At 71.9% G+C, this 19,055-nt stretch carries 16 protein-coding genes; 7 read left to right on the top strand and 9 right to left on the bottom strand.

Annotated elements, in window-relative coordinates; all coding sequences use genetic code 11:
* Window positions 1-121: 121 nt before the first annotated feature.
* On the bottom strand, window positions 122-2,038 hold the full coding sequence (locus F9278_RS26845; protein WP_152174154.1) for an NAD(P)-binding protein: 1,917 nt from the start codon (window positions 2,036-2,038) through the stop codon (window positions 122-124).
* 280 nt (window positions 2,039-2,318) lie between these two features.
* Here F9278_RS26845 and F9278_RS26840 point away from each other — a divergent pair, with 280 nt between their 5' ends.
* Window positions 2,319-3,059, top strand: a complete 741-nt coding sequence (locus tag F9278_RS26840) for a hypothetical protein (RefSeq protein WP_193241650.1) — start codon at window positions 2,319-2,321, stop codon at window positions 3,057-3,059.
* Window positions 3,060-3,356: 297 nt separating this feature from the next.
* Complete coding sequence (locus F9278_RS26835) at window positions 3,357-3,935, top strand: sigma-70 family RNA polymerase sigma factor (protein WP_404819024.1); 579 nt, start codon at window positions 3,357-3,359, stop codon at window positions 3,933-3,935.
* 213 nt (window positions 3,936-4,148) lie between these two features.
* Here the strand turns inward: F9278_RS26835 and F9278_RS26830 are convergent, their stop codons facing one another.
* Window positions 4,149-5,981 carry a S9 family peptidase gene (locus F9278_RS26830; RefSeq protein ID WP_193241649.1) on the bottom strand — a complete coding sequence of 611 codons (1,833 nt, stop codon included), beginning with the start codon at window positions 5,979-5,981 and terminating at the stop codon, window positions 4,149-4,151.
* A 119-nt stretch (window positions 5,982-6,100) separates the two neighbouring features.
* Between F9278_RS26830 and F9278_RS26825 the strand changes: the two genes are divergently transcribed.
* On the top strand, window positions 6,101-6,541 hold the full coding sequence (locus F9278_RS26825) for a nuclear transport factor 2 family protein (RefSeq protein ID WP_152170595.1): 441 nt from the start codon (window positions 6,101-6,103) through the stop codon (window positions 6,539-6,541).
* Window positions 6,542-6,660: 119 nt separating this feature from the next.
* Entirely contained in the window at window positions 6,661-7,512 is an 852-nt protein-coding gene (locus tag F9278_RS26820) for an SURF1 family protein (RefSeq protein WP_152170594.1), read from the top strand.
* 71 nt (window positions 7,513-7,583) lie between these two features.
* Here F9278_RS26820 and F9278_RS47410 read toward each other — a convergent pair whose 3' ends face one another.
* The 4 genes from F9278_RS47410 to F9278_RS26800 all read right to left on the bottom strand — a co-directional run bounded on the left by F9278_RS47410 (window position 7,584) and on the right by F9278_RS26800 (window position 12,955).
* Entirely contained in the window at window positions 7,584-9,251 is a 1,668-nt protein-coding gene (locus F9278_RS47410) for a hypothetical protein (RefSeq protein WP_226966967.1), read from the bottom strand.
* Entirely contained in the window at window positions 9,248-9,925 is a 678-nt protein-coding gene (locus F9278_RS26810) for a SigE family RNA polymerase sigma factor (RefSeq protein WP_086753769.1), read from the bottom strand. The genes F9278_RS47410 and F9278_RS26810 overlap by 4 nt, the downstream gene beginning before the upstream one ends.
* 567 nt (window positions 9,926-10,492) lie before the next feature.
* Window positions 10,493-11,560, bottom strand: a complete 1,068-nt coding sequence (locus F9278_RS26805) for an aspartate-semialdehyde dehydrogenase (RefSeq protein ID WP_152170593.1) — start codon at window positions 11,558-11,560, stop codon at window positions 10,493-10,495.
* Window positions 11,561-11,674: 114 nt separating this feature from the next.
* Window positions 11,675-12,955, bottom strand: a complete 1,281-nt coding sequence (locus tag F9278_RS26800) for an aspartate kinase (RefSeq protein WP_152170592.1) — start codon at window positions 12,953-12,955, stop codon at window positions 11,675-11,677.
* A 339-nt stretch (window positions 12,956-13,294) separates the two neighbouring features.
* Here F9278_RS26800 and F9278_RS26795 point away from each other — a divergent pair, with 339 nt between their 5' ends.
* Window positions 13,295-14,008 carry a response regulator transcription factor gene (locus F9278_RS26795; protein WP_152170591.1) on the top strand — a complete coding sequence of 238 codons (714 nt, stop codon included), beginning with the start codon at window positions 13,295-13,297 and terminating at the stop codon, window positions 14,006-14,008.
* Window positions 14,005-15,375, top strand: coding sequence for a HAMP domain-containing sensor histidine kinase (locus F9278_RS26790; RefSeq protein WP_152170590.1), 1,371 nt, complete (start codon window positions 14,005-14,007; stop codon window positions 15,373-15,375). The genes F9278_RS26795 and F9278_RS26790 overlap by 4 nt, the downstream gene beginning before the upstream one ends.
* A 34-nt stretch (window positions 15,376-15,409) precedes the next feature.
* On the opposite strand, the gene F9278_RS26785 is transcribed toward F9278_RS26790, so the two are convergent.
* Both F9278_RS26785 and F9278_RS26780 read right to left on the bottom strand, forming a co-directional pair.
* Window positions 15,410-15,910 (bottom strand): SgcJ/EcaC family oxidoreductase, encoded by a 501-nt coding sequence (locus F9278_RS26785; protein WP_152170589.1) that lies wholly within the window; start codon window positions 15,908-15,910, stop codon window positions 15,410-15,412.
* 151 nt (window positions 15,911-16,061) lie between these two features.
* Window positions 16,062-17,123, bottom strand: coding sequence for a hypothetical protein (locus tag F9278_RS26780; RefSeq protein WP_152170588.1), 1,062 nt, complete (start codon window positions 17,121-17,123; stop codon window positions 16,062-16,064).
* 40 nt (window positions 17,124-17,163) lie between these two features.
* On the opposite strand from F9278_RS26780, the gene F9278_RS26775 reads away from it, so the two are divergent.
* Window positions 17,164-17,970: an alpha/beta fold hydrolase gene (locus tag F9278_RS26775; protein WP_193241648.1), complete on the top strand. Its 807-nt coding sequence runs from the start codon at window positions 17,164-17,166 to the stop codon at window positions 17,968-17,970.
* Here the strand turns inward: F9278_RS26775 and F9278_RS26770 are convergent.
* The gene (locus F9278_RS26770) at window positions 17,967-18,902 is read right to left on the bottom strand and encodes a M56 family metallopeptidase (protein ID WP_152170586.1); all 936 of its coding nucleotides are present in this window, start codon (window positions 18,900-18,902) and stop codon (window positions 17,967-17,969) included. The genes F9278_RS26775 and F9278_RS26770 overlap by 4 nt on opposite strands.
* Window positions 18,903-19,055 lie beyond the last annotated feature (153 nt).

The following is a 19,055-nucleotide window of genomic DNA, read 5'->3' as shown; positions in this document are numbered from 1 at the left end:
GGGCTGGCCGGGCCGTGGTCTTTCAGGGGCGCGGGGAACTGCGCGAGAAGCCCCACGCGCCCGCACCCGCGCCCGCACCCGCACCCGCACCCGCACCCGCACCCGAGCGACGGCCCGAAACCTACGCCCCCACCCGCCGCCCCAACAGCTCCGCCAGCCCCCGCCTCGTCGCGGCCAGCACCACACGGTCCTCGGCGCGGAGCACATACGTCGGCGGGAGGTCCCAGACGAGGCCGGACGGCGGGCCCGGCTCCCCGGGGACGGCCGTGTCGAGGGCCAGCACCCGCCAGGCCCCGGGACGGAAGGCCTCGGCGAGCGTGCGCCCCTCCAGACGGGGGTGGCCGCGCACCTCGACGGCGGCGAAGAGCAGAACGCGGCGTTCGACGGGGATCGCGCCCAGGATCTGGCGGCCCATCATCGCTCCGGCGAACGCGGGCGCGGCGAGATGGGTGACGCTGCGGCTGCGGGTCAGCGCACCGGGGTGCGCGGCGCGCAGGGTGCGGTAGACGGCGGTGGCGAAGTCGTCGTCGTACAGGCGGAAGACGACGCGCAGGTCGGGGTGTACGGAACGGGCGTACAGGCCGGCTTCGAGGTTGGTCGTGTCGGAGCTGGTGACGGCGAGGAGGGCGTGGGCGCGGTGGATCTTGGCGGCCTCCAGGACGCCCTCCTGGGTCACGTCGCCGAGGATGACCGGCACCCGCAGCCGACGGGCCTCGGCGAGTCCGCGCGCCTCGGGGTCCTCCTCGACGCAGACGACGGGGATGTGGAGTTCGCGCAGCCGGGCCAGCACCCGGGTCCCGATCTTGCCGAGGCCGAGGAGGACGACGTGCCCGGACAGGCCGCGCGGCGGCCTGCGCAGGGCGGTGCCGCCGCGGAACGTGCCGAGGGCCTCCAGCACGGCGGCCAGGAGCACCGGCAGCAGGAGTAAGCCCATGAGACCCGACAGGAGTTGGAGGATCTGGCGGGAGTCGCTCTGGTCGGTGGCCGGGTCGGCGATCCCGAAGAGGTCCAGGAGGGTCGCGTACGTCGCCTGGAGCGGGTGCTCCCCGGTGATCACCATCTGGGCGACGGCGAGGGCGAACACGCATCCGATCATCCCCGCGAGGGACCATCGCAGCCGCCGTGACAGCAGCGACCCGTACGCCCCGAAGGCGCCGAGCGATCCGCCGCCCGTCCGGCCGGGCGGCAGCGCGGGTCCGGCGTAGCGCACGGTGTCGAGGACGACGGTGCCGCGTCCGGTGGCCTCGGCCACCGCCCGTTCGTCGGGCAGGAGTTGGGGGCCGCGCTCCCCGCTGCCCTCGGAACCCTCGGTCCCGGCGGGGTCGTTGGTGGTGGCCGACAGGAGCGCGAGCGTGCACAGGCCGCCACCCGGGCTCTGGCCGCCCTGGTTCTGGCCGCCGCGACCCGGCGGGCGTTCCACGGCCCGCAGCATCAGCCCGTCGGTCTGCACGACCTTGGTGGTGCCGGCGACGGCGGTCGCGGCCAGCGCGGGCGCGGCCGTGTCGGCGTCGGACAGGACGGTCGTGGAGGCGCCGAACCCGTCGACCCCGTCGGTGGCGGTGCCGCCCGTCGCCAACGCCGAGGCCTGGTCGAGCAGTTCCTCGATGTGCTGGCCCAACCGGCGGTTGTAGAGCCGCAGGACGAGCCGCAGGCGGGGGTTGAGGCGGCGGGCGGTGAGGGCCGCGCGGATGTTGGTCTCGTCGTCGTCGTAGACGAGTGCCAGCGCGGCGGCGCGTTCCACGCCGGCCTCGGCGAGTACGGCCTCGGTGGCCTCGCCCGCCTCCAGGACCCGTTCGCCGCGTTCACCCCCGTCGCGGGTGTTCGGCTCGCCGGTCGTGGGGTCGCCGTTGCCCGCGGCCCGGTTGACCACCGCCGTCACCCGGTCGAGGAGCGCGGCGGCGGTCCGGGCCCGTCCGACGACCGGCCGTTGCGCGATCCGTGCCGTGGGCGGCACGACGAGGGTCACCCGCTCCCGGTACACGGTCCGCAGTTCGGCGGCGAGCCGGTGCGCCAGCCCGTCGTCCCCGCAGACGACCATGTGCGCGCCGGAGTCGGCGTCCGGTCTGCTCCGCCCGGCCGGGGCGGGCTGCCGGGCGGCGGACGGGCCGGACGGGTCGGGCGGACCCGCCTGTCGGCCCGGTCCGATACGGCTGTTGTGCTGCGACGGGGTCCCCACAAAGCAGAAGACTGCCCCATCGACGGGACCGGTTCCTTCGTGATCCGGATCACAGTCGGCGGTGTGAGTGCGACGCCGGGTGGAAATCCGTACTCAAAGGGGACGGGGTGACGGCGGTGTCCGGATGCGAGGATGGGGCGCCATGACCACAGGGTGGGGTTCGCGCACGACACGCGCCGCGATGTTCGCGGCCGTCTGTGTGCTGCTCGCCGCCCTGGGCCACGTGATGATGTCCGGTCGGCATGTCCCCTGGTGGGCGATGGCCGCCGGGGGTGTCGCGGTCGGCGCGGTCGGCTGGTGCCTGGCCGGGCGTGAGCGCGGCGTCCCGCTGATCACATCCGTCGTGGTGGCCGCCCAGACCGCCCTGCACTCGGGCTTCGAACTGGCACAGTCGACGACCCACACGGCCCACAACAGCCTTATGGGCGCCATGAGTTCGCCGGACTCGGCGGACTCGGCGGGACTCATGGACATGGGTTCCGCCCACATGGTTCACACGGTCCCCACGGCTGGGGCCGGTCCCATGGACCATGTGGACCACACCGGGTACCTCCTGGACGGCTCGTCCGCGTCCTCCTCGTCGCTCCTGTCCTCGCTCGCGTCGATGTACGCGTCCTCGTCGGGCATGTTCGCCGCGCATCTGCTGGCCGCGCTGCTGTGCGGTCTGTGGCTGGCGTACGGCGAGCGCGCCGCCTTCGGGCTGTTGCGGGCCGTGGCCGGCTGGCTGGCCGCACCGCTGCGGCTGTCGCTCGCGCTGCCCGTCGCGGCGGAGCGGCCCCGCCCCCGGGTGCGCCGCGGCCGTTCGGACCGTTCGCCGCGCCGGCTCCTTCTCGTCCATGCGATCACCTCTCGGGGTCCCCCCGCCGGGACCGCTGTCATCTGACGACAGCCGGTGACCCGGGGCAGCCACCACCGCTCGCGCCCCGGGCTCGGCCGTACGCCGCCCCCGCGCGTGCCGTACGGCCGGCCTCCCTTCCTCACCGGACCGCCGTACGCGTCCCCGCGTACGGACGCCCGCGCACACCCACCTCCCCGTACGACCGGTACGGCGGTGCCGTGGCACTGTGTGCGTCCGTCGCCCGGGGGCCCGTGTCGGTGCTCCGGATCCCGGATGACCCGAGAAGGACACCAAGTGATCACTCCTCCTCCCCTGCCCGCGTCGATCCCGCAGACCCGGTCCATGACCGACGAGTCCATAACCGCCTGGGCGCTCGCCGCCCGCGGTGGGGACCCCGAGGCCGTCGAACGGTTCGTCGGCGCGCTGCACCGTGACGTCCAGCGGTTCGTCGCCCACCTCGGCGCGGATCCACAGACGGTGGACGACCTCGCCCAGGACACGTTCCTGCGGGCGCTGGGCAGCCTGCACCGGTTCGAGGGGCGCTGCTCGGCCCGTACGTGGCTGCTGTCCATCGCCCGGCGGGCGGTGACCGACAGCTTCCGGTACGCGGCGGCCCGGCCCCGGCTGTCCGACGTACCGGACTGGCGGCTGGCCGTCGAGCACGCGCAGCCGCGCGGGCTGCCCGGCTTCGACGACGGTGTCGCGCTCGCCGATCTGCTGGGCGCGCTGCCCGGGGAACGGCGTGAGGCGTTCGTGCTCACGCAGCTGCGCGGGCTGTCCTACGAGGACGTGGCGGAACTGACGGGGTGCCCCGTCGGAACCGTGCGGTCGCGTGTGGCTCGGGCTCGGGGCACGCTCGTGCGGTTGCTGGCCGCGGCGGAGGAGGGGGTTCGGGAGGGTGAGGTGTTGGCTGCCGCGTGAGGGGGTGGCTTTTCTCGCCCCCGCCGCCCCTACCCGTCCCATCCCCCAGGGGCTCCGCCCCTTCGACCCCCTTTCGCGCTCCGCGCGGGGGTGGATGGGCATGCGCGGGTTCGGTGGGGGCTGGGCGCGCAGTTCCCCGCGCCCCTTGGGAGGCCTGCGGCCTTCCCGGAGAAGGTTCCCCGCGCCCCTGTTCCAGGGGCGCGGGGTGTCATGTCAGGTCGTCGGTCGGCTCAGGTGGCGCTCCGCGAAGTCCAGTTCCAGGCGGAGTTGTTTGATGCGTTCGTCGACGACCAGGGAGCCGTGGCCGGCGTCGTAGCGGTAGACCTCGTGGACGGCGGAGCGGGTGGCGAGGCGGTCGACGTAGTTGTCGATCTGGCGGATGGGGCAGCGGGGGTCGTTGACGCCCGCGGAGATGTAGACGGGGGCCTTCACCGCGTCGACGTAGGTCAGCGGCGACGAGGCCTCGAAGCGCTCGGGGACCTCCTCGGGCGTGCCGCCGAGGAGGGTGCGGTCCATCGCCTTCAGCGCCTCCATCTCGTCGTGGTACGCGGTGACGTAGTCGGCGACGGGCACCGCGGCGATACCGAGCGTCCACGCGTCCGGATCGGTGCCGAGGCCGAGGAGGGTGAGGTACCCGCCCCAGGAGCCGCCGGTCAGGATCAGCCGCCCGGGGTCGGCGAAACCGGAGGTCACGGCCCACTCCCGGACCGCCGCGATGTCCTCCAGCTCGATCAGACCGACCCGGTGCTTGAGCGCGTCGGTCCAGGCGCGGCCGTACCCGGTGGAGCCCCGGTAGTTGATGCGGATCACCGCGTACCCGTGGTCCAGCCAGGCGGCCGGGCCCGCCGCGAAGGCGTCGCTGTCGTGCCAGGTCGGGCCGCCGTGGATGTCGAAGACGGTGGGGTACGGCCCGCTGACGCCCGCCGGGCGCTGGACGAGGGCGTGGACGCGGCCACCGGGGGTGTCCACCCAGACGTCCTCCACCGGCACCGAGCCGGGCGACTTCAGACCCGGCGGGTCGAGGACCACCTCGCCCGTGGTGGAGCGGACGACCGGCGGCTCGGCGGCGGAGGACCACAGGTACTCGATGCTGCCGTCGGGGCGGGCCGTGGCCCCGGAGACGGTGCCCCGCGGGGTGTCGACGCGCTCCAGGCCGCGGGTCGCCAGGTCGTAGCGGAACAGCTCGCTGCGGGCCTCGAAGCTGTGGGCGACGAGCAGCGCCGAGCCGTCCGGATACCACTCGGCGCTCAGATCGCCCTCCAGCCGCCCGGCGAGCCCGAGGTCGGTCTCCTCGCCGGAGGCCACGTCCCAGACGAGCGGCTCCCAACGGCCGCCCCGCTGGTGGCCGATGAGCAGCCGGGTGTCGCCGTCGACGGGCGCGAAGCCCAGCACCTCCAGGCCCAGCTCGATCGTGCCGCCCTTGGTGTCGTCCAGCTCGGCGACCGTCGTGCCGTCCGGCCGGACCACGCGCAGCGCCGAGTGCATCGCGTCGCCGTGCTCGGTGTGCTCGATCGCGATCAGCGAGCCGTCGTGCGCGAGATCGCCGACGCCGGCCGACTCACGATGGCGGTAGATCTCGACGGGGGCCTCGCCCTGCCGGGACAGATGGATGGTCGAGCCGTCCTCGTCGGTGGAACGGCCCACGATCGCCGTACGGCCGTCACGGCCGATGGCCAGGCCCGCCGGGTACGACGGGTCGAGGCCCGGGGCCGCCTCCGTGTCCGGGCCGCCGTGGAACGACTGGCGGCGCCAGACGCCGAACTCGTCGCCGTCCTTGTCGTCGAACCACCAGATCCACTCGCCGTCGGGCGAGAGCACACCGTCCGTGGTGCCGTTGGCCCGGTTCGTGGCCTGGCGCTGCTCGCCGGTGGCACGGTCCCACGCGTACAACTCGTAGGTGCCCGTGGCGTTGGAGACGAACAGCGAGCGGTGCGGCGCGTCCTCCGCCCAGTCCGGCAGGGACACCCTCGGCGCCCGGAACCTCTTCTCCCAGTCGGGCATGGACCCGCTCTGCTCCTGCGGGGTGGACCCGTTGCTCTCAGTCATGGCCCCATACTGCCCCGCCCGCACGACAATGTGCCGCCGAGGTCCCCAGCCTGTGGACAACTTCGCCCGCGGCGGGTTCCGTCCGGGCCGTTGTCAGTGGTCGGGTGCAGACTCGCTCCATGACCTCAACGACCTCTGGGACCGATCTGCGCAAGACCGTCGAGAGTTTGCGCAAGACCGTCGAGAGCTTCTGGGCCGCCGCCGAGGGCCGGGACTGGGCCGCGTTCGCCGAGACCCTCGCGGCGGACGTCGTGTACGAGTTGCCGCAGACCCGGGAGCGGATCCGCGGCCGGGAGCGGTATGTGGAGTTCAACCGGGAGTATCCGGGCGACTGGCACGCCCGGATCGAGCGGATCGTCGCCGAGCCGGGGCAGGGAGGGGAGTCCGGGCAGCCGGGGCAGGTGGTCACCTGGACACACGTCACCGTGGGGCTGGAGGAGATGTACGCGATCTCCTTCTTCACAGGGGACGGGGACGGCCGGATAGCCGGGGTCGTGGACTTCTGGCCGGAGCCGTACGAGCCGCCGGCCGGGCGGGAGCACCTCGTCGAGCGGTACTGAACCGAGCGGTGCCGAGCGGTGCCGACCGGTGGCGGGCGGTGCCCGGCGGTGGGCCGGCGGGGCCGTGGGGACCGACCCCGCGACCGGGCGCCCGGCGCGGGCACCGTACGGTGGACGGCGTGTACCGGTTTCTGCTGACGCCCCGATGGTGGGGGATCAACGTCTTCGTGCTGCTCGCCATCCCCTTCTGTGTGTTCATGGGGTCCTGGCAGCTGAGCCGGTTCGAGGACCGGATGCAGGACCATCGCGCGGCGACCGAGCGGATCGACCCGGCGGACCGGTCCCCGGCGCGCCCGCTGGCCGAGCTGCTGCCGGTGGACAAGGAGACCTCGGGCGAACCGGCCACGGCGACCGGACGGTACGGCGAGCAACTCCTCGTGCCCAACCGCGAGGTGGACGGCAGGAACGGCTTCTACGTACTGACGCTGCTGCGCACCGACGGGGGCAAGTCCCTGCCGGTCGTACGGGGCTGGGTGCCCGGCGCGGCGGACGCCGACCGTGCCCCGGCGGCGCCCTCCGGCGAGGTCACCGTGACCGGTTCGCTCCAGGCGTCCGAGACCCCGGGGTCGAACGGCGTGCCCGTCCAGGGCGGGCTGCCGGCCGGGCAGACCTCGGCGATCAGTGCGGCGGCGCTGGTGAATCTGGTGCCGGACGATCTGTACGACGCCTGGATCACGCTCGACAAGGCCGACTCGGGCATGAAGGCCGTGCCCGCGACCACCCCGCAGGACACCGGGCTCGACCTCAAGGCCTTCCAGAACCTCGGCTACACCGGCGAGTGGTTCGTCTTCGCCGGCTTCGTCGTCTTCATGTGGTTCCGGCTCGTCCGCCGCGAGGTGGAGTTCATCCGCGACACGGAGCTGGGCATCGTCCCGGACGAGAACCTCCCGGACAGGAGTCTTCCGGCCGAGGACCACCCGGCGGATCACTCCGCCGAGCCCCACTCCCGGGAAGCCGAGCCGGCCCAGTAGGACCGGCGGTGCCCCCCGGTTGGTTGGGTGGGTGCAGGACCGGCGGTGCTCCCCGGTCGGTGGTCGGTCGGTCAGGCGCCCGCCATCAGGCCCGTGCGGTAGACGACACCCGCGCAGGCGTTGCTGACGGCCGTCGTGAAGGTGGCGACGCCGCCCTCGGTGGTGTGGGAGACGAGGACACCGCCGTCGACGACGCCGTCCTCGGTGAAGAGCTGGGTGGAGACGGAGTTGGAGCCGTCGGTGGTGGTGCCGGGGGTCGCCTCCCCCGTCGGCGTCGGGTCCGGTGACGGGTCCGTGCCACCGGTGCCGCCGTCGGTCGTACCGCCGCTGGTGGTGGGGCAGGGCTCCGACGGCACCCAGGCGAACTGCACCTCGTACGCCGCCCCCGGCACCAGCATCAGCTGGGTCAGGGACAGCGACGGATCGGGCAGCCCGGCCGCCACGTCGCCCGCGACATGGTTCACCACGCTGATCTTCGACCCGTCCGCGGCACCCTGCGGGGTGATGCTGACCCCGCCCGCGCCGGTGACCGTACAGCTCGTGCCGGAGATGTTGGAGACGCGGAACGTGCCGTAGACGGCGCCGCTGGAGTCCGGTGCGCCCACACTGCCGCCGCCGCCGAGCTGGGACGCCGTGCACAGGGCGGAGGCCGCGGTCGTGGGCGTCGCCTGGGCGCCGCCCGTGGAGCCGTTGCTCTCGCCCTTGCCCTTGTCGTCCTTGTCCTTGCCGGTGTCCTTGCCGGACTCCTTGGAGCCGCCGGTGGAGCCGCCCGAGGAACCGTCCCCGCCGGTCTGCCCCTTGGACTCGCCGGCGGACCCCTGCGTGTGGGAGCCGTTGCCCATGATGGAGGGGTTGACGTCGGAGCCGGTGGAGTTGGAGACGTGGACGAGGGCCGGGATCGCCGTGCCGATGAAGAGCGCGGCGGCGGCCATACCGACGACGGCCTGCCGCTTGCGGGCCCGCCGTGCCGGTACCGCCCGCCGCAGATGCTCCAGCGTGCCGTCCCTGGGCTCGATGTCCGAGACCGCCTGTTGCAGCAGATTGCGCAGCACCAGCTCGTCCGACCCGAAGCCGCCGATGCCGTCCGCCCCGGAACCACCGGCGCCGGGCCCCGAGCCGTTCGAACCCGAGCCGTTCGGTCGCGATCCGTTCGAACCCGAGCCGTTCGAGCGCGACCCGTTCGAACCCGAGCCGTTCGAGCGCGACCCGTTGAGACCTGCCGACGTCAGCGCGCCGAGACGCGGGCCCTCGCCGACCGGCTCGGCCGCACTCGCGGGGCCCTCACCGGCGTCGTCCGCCCCGGCATCGTCCACACCGGCGTCATCCGAACCGGTGTCGTCCGTACCCGGGTCAGCCGAATTCAGGTCGGCGGATCGCGCGTCGTCGCCGTCCGCATCCGAGGCGTCCGGTCGGGAGTCGTCCGGGGCGCGGCCTTCGAGATCCTGGCCCTGGGGGTGGGGGCCTTGTTCTTCGGGGCCGTGATTCACAGTTCCGTTCCCAGCGTGCGATGGCGTTTCTTCGTGCTCTTCGGGCCCGCGCCCCCCGGCGTTCCCGTCCTGCCCATGCTGTTCTTGCTGTTCTTGCTGTTCCTGCTGTTCCTGCTGTTCTTGCTGTTCCTGCTGTTCCTGCTGTTTCTGCTGTTTCTGCTGTTCCTGCTGTTCCTGCTGCTCGTCGTCGTCCCGGCGTCCCCAGGAGGCACGCCTCCGGGCGCCGAGTCCGTCCCTGTCGTGCCTGCTCATGCCGGCGCCTCCATGGCGACCCGCAGTGCCGCGATGCCCCGGGAGCCGTACGCCTTCACCGAACCCAGCGATATCCCGAGCGTCTCGGCGACCTGGGCCTCGGTCATGTCGGCGAAGTAGCGCAGCACGAGGACCTCGCGCTGGCGGCGCTGGAGCCCCTTCATCGCCTTGATGAGGGAGTCGCGTTCCAGCTGGTCGTAGGCGCCCTCCTCCGCGCTCGCCATGTCGGGCATCGGCTTCGAGAGCAGCTTCAGACCGAGGATGCGGCGGCGCAGGGCCGAGCGCGAGAGATTCACGACCGTCTGGCGCAGATAGGCGAGCGTCTTCTCCGGGTCCCGGACGCGCTTGCGTGCCGAGTGCACGCGGATGAACGCCTCCTGGACGACGTCCTCGCAGGAGGCGGTGTCGTCGAGGAGGAGTGCCGCGAGGCCTAGCAGCGAGCGGTAGTGGGCGCGGTAGGTCTCGGTGAGATGGTCGACCGTCGTACCGGAGGCCGGCACCGTCGACGTGTCGTCCGCGCCGTCGCGCTGGTTGGGTATGCGGGTCGGCCGCGCCGCGGGCATCGGCGCGATCACCGGCATGCCGCCGGCCGAACCGGGCAAGCGGGGACGGCGGGGTGGACGAAGGGCGGTGCCCCTCGTCTGTACCGCGGTGAAATCGAGTACCTCTGCCACGCCTGTTGGACCCGCGTCCCCCCGTCGGGGTTGTACGCGACAGGCAACTGTTTTGCGTCAGATCGCACGCGTGTCCGGATGACACATCCGCCGGCCGGTGCGGCAGCCGCGCCCGACGGCACGCTGCGTACAGCTGTCGGTACGGCCCGCCGAACACCGGACAGCGCGTCGAACGCCCTCATGCGTACCAGCTCTTCCCCTATGCCCCAAGTGTTGGCGCCCAGCCCCGCCGAAGGGCGCCCGTGAAAGACGCTCCCCGTCCGCGCGCGGTTGCGGTGGACGGGGAGGAAAAATCCTCGATCACCGGGAGGCCTGAATCAACCCGGGGATCCGGCGGCGGCACGGACGGAAATCCTCCGTCCGCCGAACCGCCGACTCGAAGAACTTACACGCCGACGCCGACAGGGGCCCACGCATGGGAGCTCGGGGGTGCCTGCGCGTCGGCGGGTACGGCCCGGTGGGGGCTTCTCGCGCGGTTCCCCGCGCGCCTGAAAAGCAGGGGCGCGGGGAACCGCGCGAGCGGCCACGACGGACCCGCACCCGCCGACGAACCAGAACCCCAGGCGATCAGGCGCCCGCCACCACCAGTTCCGCGATCTGCGCCGCATTCAACGCGGCCCCCTTGCGAAGGTTGTCCCCGCACACGAACAGCTCCAGCGCCGTCGGATCGTCCAGCGCCCGCCGCACCCGCCCCACCCAGGTCGGATCGGTACCCACCACGTCCGCGGGCGTGGGGAACTCCCCCGCACCCGGGTCGTCGAAGAGCACGACACCCGGCGCGGTCGCGATGATCTCGCGCGCCTTGGCGACCGTGACCTCGCCCTCGAAGCGGGCGTGCAGCGTGAGGGAGTGCGCGGTGACCACCGGCACCCGTACGCAGGTCACGGCGACCGGCAGCTTCGGCAGCCCGAGGATCTTGCGGGTCTCGTCGCGGACCTTCATCTCCTCCGAGGACCAGCCGTCCGCGCGGAGCGACCCGGCCCACGGCACCACGTTCAGCGCCACCGGCTCCGGGAACGGCCCGGTGTTGTCGCCCACGGCCCGCCGTACGTCACCGGGGGTGGTCCCCAGCTCCGTACCGGCGACCAGCGCGATCTGCTGCCGCAGGGTCTCCACGCCGGCCCGTCCCGCGCCGCTGACCGCCTGGTACGAGGAGGCCACCAGCTCGCGCAGCCCGAACTCGGCGTGCAGCGCGCCGAGCGCGACGATCATGGAGAGGGTCGTGCAGTTGGGGTTGGCGACGATCCCGCGCGGCCGGTTCCGGGCGGCGTGCGGATTGACCTCGGGGACGACGAGGGGCACCTCCGGGTCCATCCGGAAGGCGCCCGAGTTGTCCACCACGACCGCGCCCTTGGCCGCGGCGACCGGTGCCCAGCGCTCCGCGACCTCGTCCGGTACGTCGAACATGGCGACGTCGACCCCGTCGAAGGATTCCTCCGACAGGGCCGTGACCTCGACCTGTTCCCCGCGCACGGCCAGCTTGCGGCCGGCCGAGCGCGGGGAGGCGAGCAGACGGATCTCGCCCCAGATGTCCGCCCGGTGGGACAGGATCTGGAGCATGACCGTGCCGACGGCACCGGTGGCGCCCACGACCGCGAGCGTCGGCCTGCCGGTGCGCCCGGCGTCGACGGCCATCAGCGGCCGTCGCCTTCGTGCCTGACGGCCATGTGCCCGACGGCCACGGCCATGTGCCTGACGGCCATCAGCGACCGTCACCTCCGTCGTCGTACGGACCGTACGAGCGGAGGATCATCGACCGGTACCCCCGTAGACGACGGCCTCGTCGCTGTCGGAGTCGAGTCCGAAGGCGGAGTGCACGGCACGCACGGCCTCGGGGACGTCGTCGGCGCGGGTGACGACCGAGATTCGGATCTCGGAGGTCGAGATCAGCTCGATGTTCACGCCCGCGTCGGACAGGGCCTCGAAGAAGGAGGCGGTGACGCCCGGGTTGGTCTTCATCCCCGCGCCGACCAGGGAGATCTTGCCGATCTGGTCGTCGTAGCGCAGGGAGTCGAAGCCGATGCCGGCCTTGTTCTTCTCCAGGGCGTCGATGGCCTTGCGGCCCTCGGTCTTGGGGAGGGTGAAGGAGATGTCCGTCAGCCCGGTCGTCACGGCGGAGACGTTCTGCACCACCATGTCGATGTTGACCTCGGCGTCCGCGATGGCGCGGAAGATCGCGGCGGCCTCGCCCGGCTTGTCCGGGACGCCGACGACCGTGACCTTGGCCTCGGAGACGTCGTGGGCGACTCCGGAGATGATGGCGTGCTCCACCTTGTGGTCCCCTTGCGACTCGGGCTTCTCGTTGCTGACCCAGGTGCCCGGCAGTCCGGAGAAGGACGAGCGGACGTGGATCGGGATGTCGTAGCGGCGGGCGTACTCCACACAGCGGTGGAGCAGCACCTTCGAACCGGACGCGGCCAGTTCGAGCATGTCCTCGGAGGAGATCCAGTCGATCTTCCGGGCCTTCTTCACGACCCGCGGGTCGGCGGTGAAGACTCCGTCGACGTCGGTGTAGATCTCACAGACCTCGGCCTCCAGCGCGGCGGCCAGCGCGACGGCGGTCGTGTCCGACCCGCCGCGCCCGAGGGTGGTGATGTCCTTCTTGTCCGCGCTGACACCCTGGAAACCGGCGACGATGGCGATGTTGCCCTCGTCCAGCGCGGTCCGGATGCGGCCGGGTGTGACGTCGATGATCCGGGCTTTGTTGTGGACCGAGTCGGTGATGACGCCTGCCTGGCTGCCGGTGAACGACTGGGCCTCGTGGCCCAGGTTCTTGATCGCCATGGCCAGCAGCGCCATGGAGATCCGCTCTCCGGCGGTCAGCAGCATGTCGAACTCACGCCCGGCAGGCATCGGTGACACCTGCTCGGCGAGATCGATCAGCTCGTCCGTCGTGTCGCCCATCGCGGAAACGACGACGACCACTTGGTGGCCGTTCTTCTTCGCTTCCACGATCCGCTTGGCGACGCGCTTGATGCCCTCGGCATCGGCTACGGAGGAGCCTCCGTACTTCTGCACGACAAGGCCCACGTGCGCTCCTCGCTCCGTTTCAGTCCCTTATCCGCTCATACACACACACTCGGGCGTGCCGCGGCGGTCGGCTCAGTCTAACGAGCGGCCGAATATCCCTTCCCTGGTATCGCATGGTGAGATGTCCCGCTCACCCTTTGATCGCCTGGGTTTTCTGCGGACGTACCACCGGTTTCACCCGGCTTCTCGCCCGGACCTTCGACCGCTCCGGGAACGTCTCTGCCCAGGCCGTCGCCGAACAGTCGGCGAGCACCCGGAAAAGTGCCCGGCGTCACACCTGGGCCCCCCAGGACGCCCCGCGGCGGCGGAACGCCAACTTTCAAGCACTAGGGTCATGGCGTGCGCGTACTTCTGGTGGAAGACGACGAGCCGGTCGCCGAGTCCCTGCGACGAGGACTCCTGCGATACGGCTTCGAGGTGGAGTGGGTCAACACGGGCGGGGCGGCACTGTCGTACGACGGCCCGTACGATGTCGTCCTCCTCGATCTGGGCCTGCCCGACACCGACGGTCTCGACGTGTGCAAGGCGCTGAGGGGCCGCAGCCAGGTGCCGATCATCGTGATCAGCGCCCGCAGCGACGAGACGGACCGCGTGGTCGGGCTGGAGCTGGGCGCGGACGACTACGTCTCCAAGCCGTTCGGTGTGCGTGAGGTCATCGCCCGGATAAGGGCGGTGATGCGCCGCGTGCAGCCGCCCGCCGCCGACGCGCCACCGGCCGGCCCCGACCGCTACGGCCCCCGCCTCACCGTCGACCGCAAGGCCGCGCGCGTGCGGCTGGACGGCGTGGAGGTGGCCCTCGCGCCGAAGGAGTACGACCTGCTCGCCTTCCTCACCGAGGAGCCGGGCGCGCTGATGTCGCGCGAACAGATCATGGAGGCGGTCTGGGACGCGAACTGGTTCGGCCCGACGAAGACGCTCGACGTCCATGTGGCGGCCCTGCGGCGCAAACTCGCCGGGGCGATCACCATCGAGGCGGTGCGGGGGGTCGGGTTCCGGCTGATGGTGAACGAGGGCGAGGCCACCGAGGGCAGTGAAGGCTCCGGCACCTCATGATCCGCCAACTGCTCCGCAGTTACGTCCTGCTCGTCGCCGTCGCGATCGCCTTGTTCACCGTGCCGGTGGCCTTCACCCTCACCGCGCAGTTGCGGGGCGACACCATCGGCTCCGTCGAGCGCGAGGCCCAGACCATGGCACGGCTCCTGGGCAACGGCGACAACGCCTCCTGCGAGGCGCTGCAACGGCTGGCGAAGGCGTACGAGCCCACCGAGGTCAGGGTCCAGGTGGCCTCCACCAACGGGTGCCTGCCGAAGGGCCTGGCCGCGCCCACCCGCGACACCGCGCTGACCAGCGCGTTGCGGCACGGCAGGACCACCGAGGACTGGGGTTCGGACTTCATCTGGGGCAAGAACCTGGTGGTCACCGCCCCCGCGCGCGACGCCGGCACGGACGAGGTCGTCGGCGCCGTACGCATCGTGTTCTCCACCGACCACCTCACGTCCCGCCTCTGGCAGATCTGGGGATTCCGGGCGGGGCTGGCCGTGCTGGTCCTGGTGGCCGCGGCGATCATCGGTGTCTTCGTGGCCCGCCGGCTGACCCGGCCCCTGCTCCAGCTCAACGAGATGGCGAGCAAGCTCAGCGACGGCGATCTGACCGCGCGCTCCCCCGTCACCGGCCCGCAGGAGACCCAGACCCTGGCGCGCACGCTGAACCAGGCGGGCGAACGCCTGGACACGCTGATCGCCTCGCAGCGGATCTTCGTCGCCGACGCCTCCCACCAACTCCGCACGCCCCTCACGGCGTTGCGGCTGTCCCTGGACAACATCGCGGACGGCACGGACGACGAGTTCGTACGGGAGGACGTGGAGCAGGCCACCGCCGAGGTGGTCCGGATGAGCCGCCTGGTCAACGGCCTGCTGGTGCTGGCGCGGGCCGAGGCGAAGGTGACGGCGGCGGAACCGCTGTCCCTGCGGGAGGTCATCGGGGAACGTCTCGACGTGTGGAGACCGGCCGCCGACGAGCGCGGAGTCACCATCACGCTCAGGGGGAGTGCCGACGGCCGGCCGCTTGTGCTGGCCAGTCCCGGTCATCTGGAACAGGTCCTGGACAACGTGCTGTCGAACGCCCTGGAGGTCTCACCGGACGGTGCGACGATCACGGTCTCGATGGAGACCCGGGGCGACGAGGTGGTGCTGTCGGTGCTGGACGAGGGGCCCGGGATGTCGGACGCCGAGAAGTCCCGCGCCTTCGACCGCTTCTGGCGCGGTCAGGGCCTCACCGGGAGGTCCGGTTCGGGCCTCGGTCTCGCCGTCGTCAAGCAACTCGTCACCGACGACAACGGGACCGTGGCCCTCAAGGACGCGCCCGGGGGCGGGTTGTGCGTCGCGCTCACGTTGCGTGCGGCGCGACAGGGGGGTGGCTGAGCCGGGGGGTGTGGCTCAGCCACGATCTGGGGGTTCAGCCCTCGGGCATCGCCGACGAGTGGTGGTTCACGATCTTCCACACGCCGTTCCGCTTCTCGTACTCGTAGGTGTAGCGGGCGTCGACCCGCTTCTTCTCGCCGGTCTTCGGGTCGGTGAGGATGAAGTAGTACGAGCCGGCGTCGATGGCGGAGTTGCTGTCCAGGACGTTGATGATCGTCTTGGTCTTCTTGCCGACCGGCTTGTTCTCCAGGAAGTGGCCGAAGTAGTCGACGATGCCGGCGCGGTCGGTGCGGATCTTGTTGGAGACGGTCGGCAGGAGCACCGCGTCCTTCGCGTAGCGGTCCGCCACCTTCTTCGAACTGCCGGTCTGCAGCGTCTTGTTCCAGCCGTCGAAGAGGGCCGCGATCTCCTTCTTGGAGGGCTTCTTCGGCGCGGCCTCGGCCCCGGCCGTGCTGACACCGGCGGTGACCGTACCTGCGGTGACGACTGCGGCGGCCGTGACGATGGCGGCGCGTATGCGGTTCTTCCTGGTCATCGCGATCTCCCGTGCGGCGTGGGGGTGTCACTCCCTCCGCGTCCTGTGCGGTGGAAGTGACTCAAGATTCGCGTGACGCCGGTTAGGGGCTGTGCAGGGGACGTACAGCGGGGAGGCAGGGGTCGTACAAATACGCTGAGCAAGGGCTCGATCACGCTGGGAAGCCGGATATCAGGTCCACCAACTCGTCGAACATGAGGGTGATTCGACCGAGCAGGCCACGATCGTCCGGTTCCTGAACGAAATGCCCTTTGAAGTCGGCAACGATCTGAGGTAGCAGCTCACGGGCACGGGCGATGTCGCCCGTCTGCGCCACCAGGCTGAGATGTATCACCCGGAAGGACAGTGTCCGCAGATCGGCGGCTCCGAGGACCGCTCCGCAACGCCGAGCGGCCATCTCCGCCAGCGCTGCCGCTCGGCCCGGTTCTCCCGCACCGGCCAACGCGACGACAAGTTCGTACCGCAGCTCTGTGCTCACAATGTGGTCCGCACCGAACAGCCGGGTCGCCCTCTTGAGCAGGGTCTCAAGGGCGGGCACATCCAATCGTTGCTCGGTGATGTCTCGAAGAGTCGACTCGGCCTTGAACGTGAGCAGGTGATCCGGCCCCAGGGCGCCGGTCGCGGTCTCGACCGCCTGCTCGGCCACGCTCCGAGCGCGTTCGGAGCCGGCGTACCGCACGACCTTCGCGAGCGAGATGAGCGCCTCGATCGTCTTCGGGTGCCCCTCACCCAGCGTCGCCTTCCTCAAGCCCAGCTGGTACTCGGCCAGAGGGACCGCTCGGCTCGGTTCACCATTGAGGGTGTAGACGGGGAGCAGAGTACGGCGCACCAGGTCCCCGGCCTCCCATTCCGGATGGCTCGCGACGGCTCGCCCGAACCGGTCGGCCAGCGCGACGCTCCTCCGGGAGTATCCGTGCGCGAGAAGCGCTGCCGCCTGGGCGAAGAGCGACGTGAGGGCTTCGGTGTCGGACTCCTCTTCTACACACTCGCCGAGGGCTTCGACATGGATCGCCCACAGCCGTCCCTCGTCGATGTCGACGAGGGCATCCGGTTGGTGTCGGACCAGCATCGCCACGGCATGGTCCCGGCGGGCGATCACCTCCTGAGGCTCCCCCGCCCGGCTCACGGCCTGCACCAGCCGATGCACCGACAGCAGCTCCCCGCGCACCGTGATCATGCTGTGCGCCGCCAGCCGCCGTACGGCCTCGGTCACCTCCAACTCGCCGCCGATCCCCGTCAGATACGCCCTGGGGATGTCGTCCGGGGACGTGCGGTGGGGTGTGGTCGGGGAACCCGGCCGGGAGCCGGTCGTCCTGCTGCACGGCACGCCCTTCTCGTCGTACGTCTGGCGGGGCGTGGCGCGCGGGCTGGCCGGGACCGGCCGGTACCGGGTGTTCGTGTGGGACATGCCCGGGTACGGGGCGTCGGAGAAGGCAGCCGGGCAGGACGTGTCCCTGGCCGCGCAGGGGCGGGTCTTCACCGAGCTGCTGGCGCACTGGGGGCTGGACGAGCCGCTGGTGGTGGCCCATGACTTCGGTGGAGCCGTGTCGCTGCGGGCGCGTCTGCTGCACGGGGCCCGCTACCGCGCCCTCGCCCTCGTCGACCCCGTGGCACTCGCCCCCTGGGGCTCCCCTTCCTTCCGGCTGCTCGGCCGCCACGCCGAGGTCTTCGAACAGCTGCCGCCCGCGCTGCACCGGGCCCTGGCGAGGGAGTACGTGAGTTCCGCGAGTGGTCCCGGTCTGCACCCGGCCGTTCTCGACCGGCTCGTGGAGCCATGGCTCGGCGAGGACGGTCAGCCCGCCTTCTACCGGCAGATCGCCCAGGCGGACCAGGCCCACACGGACGAGATCCAGGAACGCTACGGGGAGATCGGCATTCCGGTGCTGGTGTGCTGGGGCGAGGCGGACGGCTGGATCCCGATCGCCAAGGGGCGGGAGCTGGCCGACCGGATTCCGGGGGCGCGGTTCGTCCCGATCGCCGGGGCGGGACACCTCGTCCAGGAGGACGCGCCCGCCGAACTGACGGGCGCCCTGCTGGAGTTCCTCGGCGGCGTCGCCTAGAGCGTCCCCAGCGCCGGGGCGAACGCGATCAGCAGCGGGAGGAGGGCCAGGAGCGCGGCGGCGGTCGTGGTGGCCGCGCGGTGGGTGCGGTCCAGGCGGGGCGGCGGTTCCAGCAGCCGTTCCACCCGGTCGCCCAGCAGACGGCGGGTGTTGGAGCAGCTCAGCACGCCCCGGTGCTGATTGAGCTCGATGAGGGCGAGCGCCGTGGTGAGGTGGCCGCAGCGGCGCGAGGCCGTGTCGTCGGCGGCGAGTTCGACCAGGCGGTGGGTCTGGTCGGCGAAGTGGGCGAAGAGGGGGATGCGCGGGAAACCCGTGGCGAGGGCGGTGGAGAGGTGGAGCAGCCAGTCGTGGCGGGCACGGGCGTGGCCAAGTTCATGGGCGAGCACGGCATCCAGCTGACGGTCACTCAGCTTGCCCAACGCGCCCGTGGTGACGACCAGTCGGGGCGGAGCGCCCGGCATCAGCCACGCGTCGGGGTACTCGTCCTCCAGCACCAGCAGCGGCCCCTTCGCCTGCGGCAGGCCCGCCGGGAGGTCGGGGGCGCGCTCCCGCAGATGCGCACGGCGCAGCTGCCGCCGGCGCCGCGCCTCGACCAGTTCCCGGGCCAGCATCGCCCCGCTCCACGCCGCCCCCAGGGCCAGCGCCAGCGTCAGTACGGCCGTCCAGGGCGGCGCGGCCGTGAGGTCGTACGCGGCGGTCACGGCCGGGGGCGCGGGCGCGAAGGCGTGCGTACGCACCGTCTCGAACACCGCCGCCGCGCCCAGCACCAGCGCCGCGAGACAGCTCAGCAGCGCCGCCGCCACCAGGCACTGCCACACCCACAGCGCGACCACGGGTTCCCGCTCGGGCCACACCGCCTTCAGCAGCGCACGGGGGCCCAGCACCGCGGCGGTCAGCGCCACGGCGACGAGAAGGAGCAGGAGAACGGTCACGTCACTGGGTCCGGTTCCTGGTCGGGGGCGGGGGCGGGGGCGGGCAGAGCGTTGCGTGTGACTGACGTGCGTATGTGTTTGCGGCCGCGTCCGAGCAGCCGCGAGGACACGCTACCCGGGAACAGGGCGGATGCCAGCAGCGAAGGCGATCCG

This window comes from Streptomyces phaeolivaceus, from assembly GCF_009184865.1.
In the GTDB taxonomy this organism is placed as follows: Bacteria; Actinomycetota; Actinomycetes; order Streptomycetales; family Streptomycetaceae; genus Streptomyces; species Streptomyces phaeolivaceus.
The sequence above is the reverse complement of the archived record's forward strand: the minus strand, read 5'-3'. Positions and strand labels throughout refer to the sequence as shown.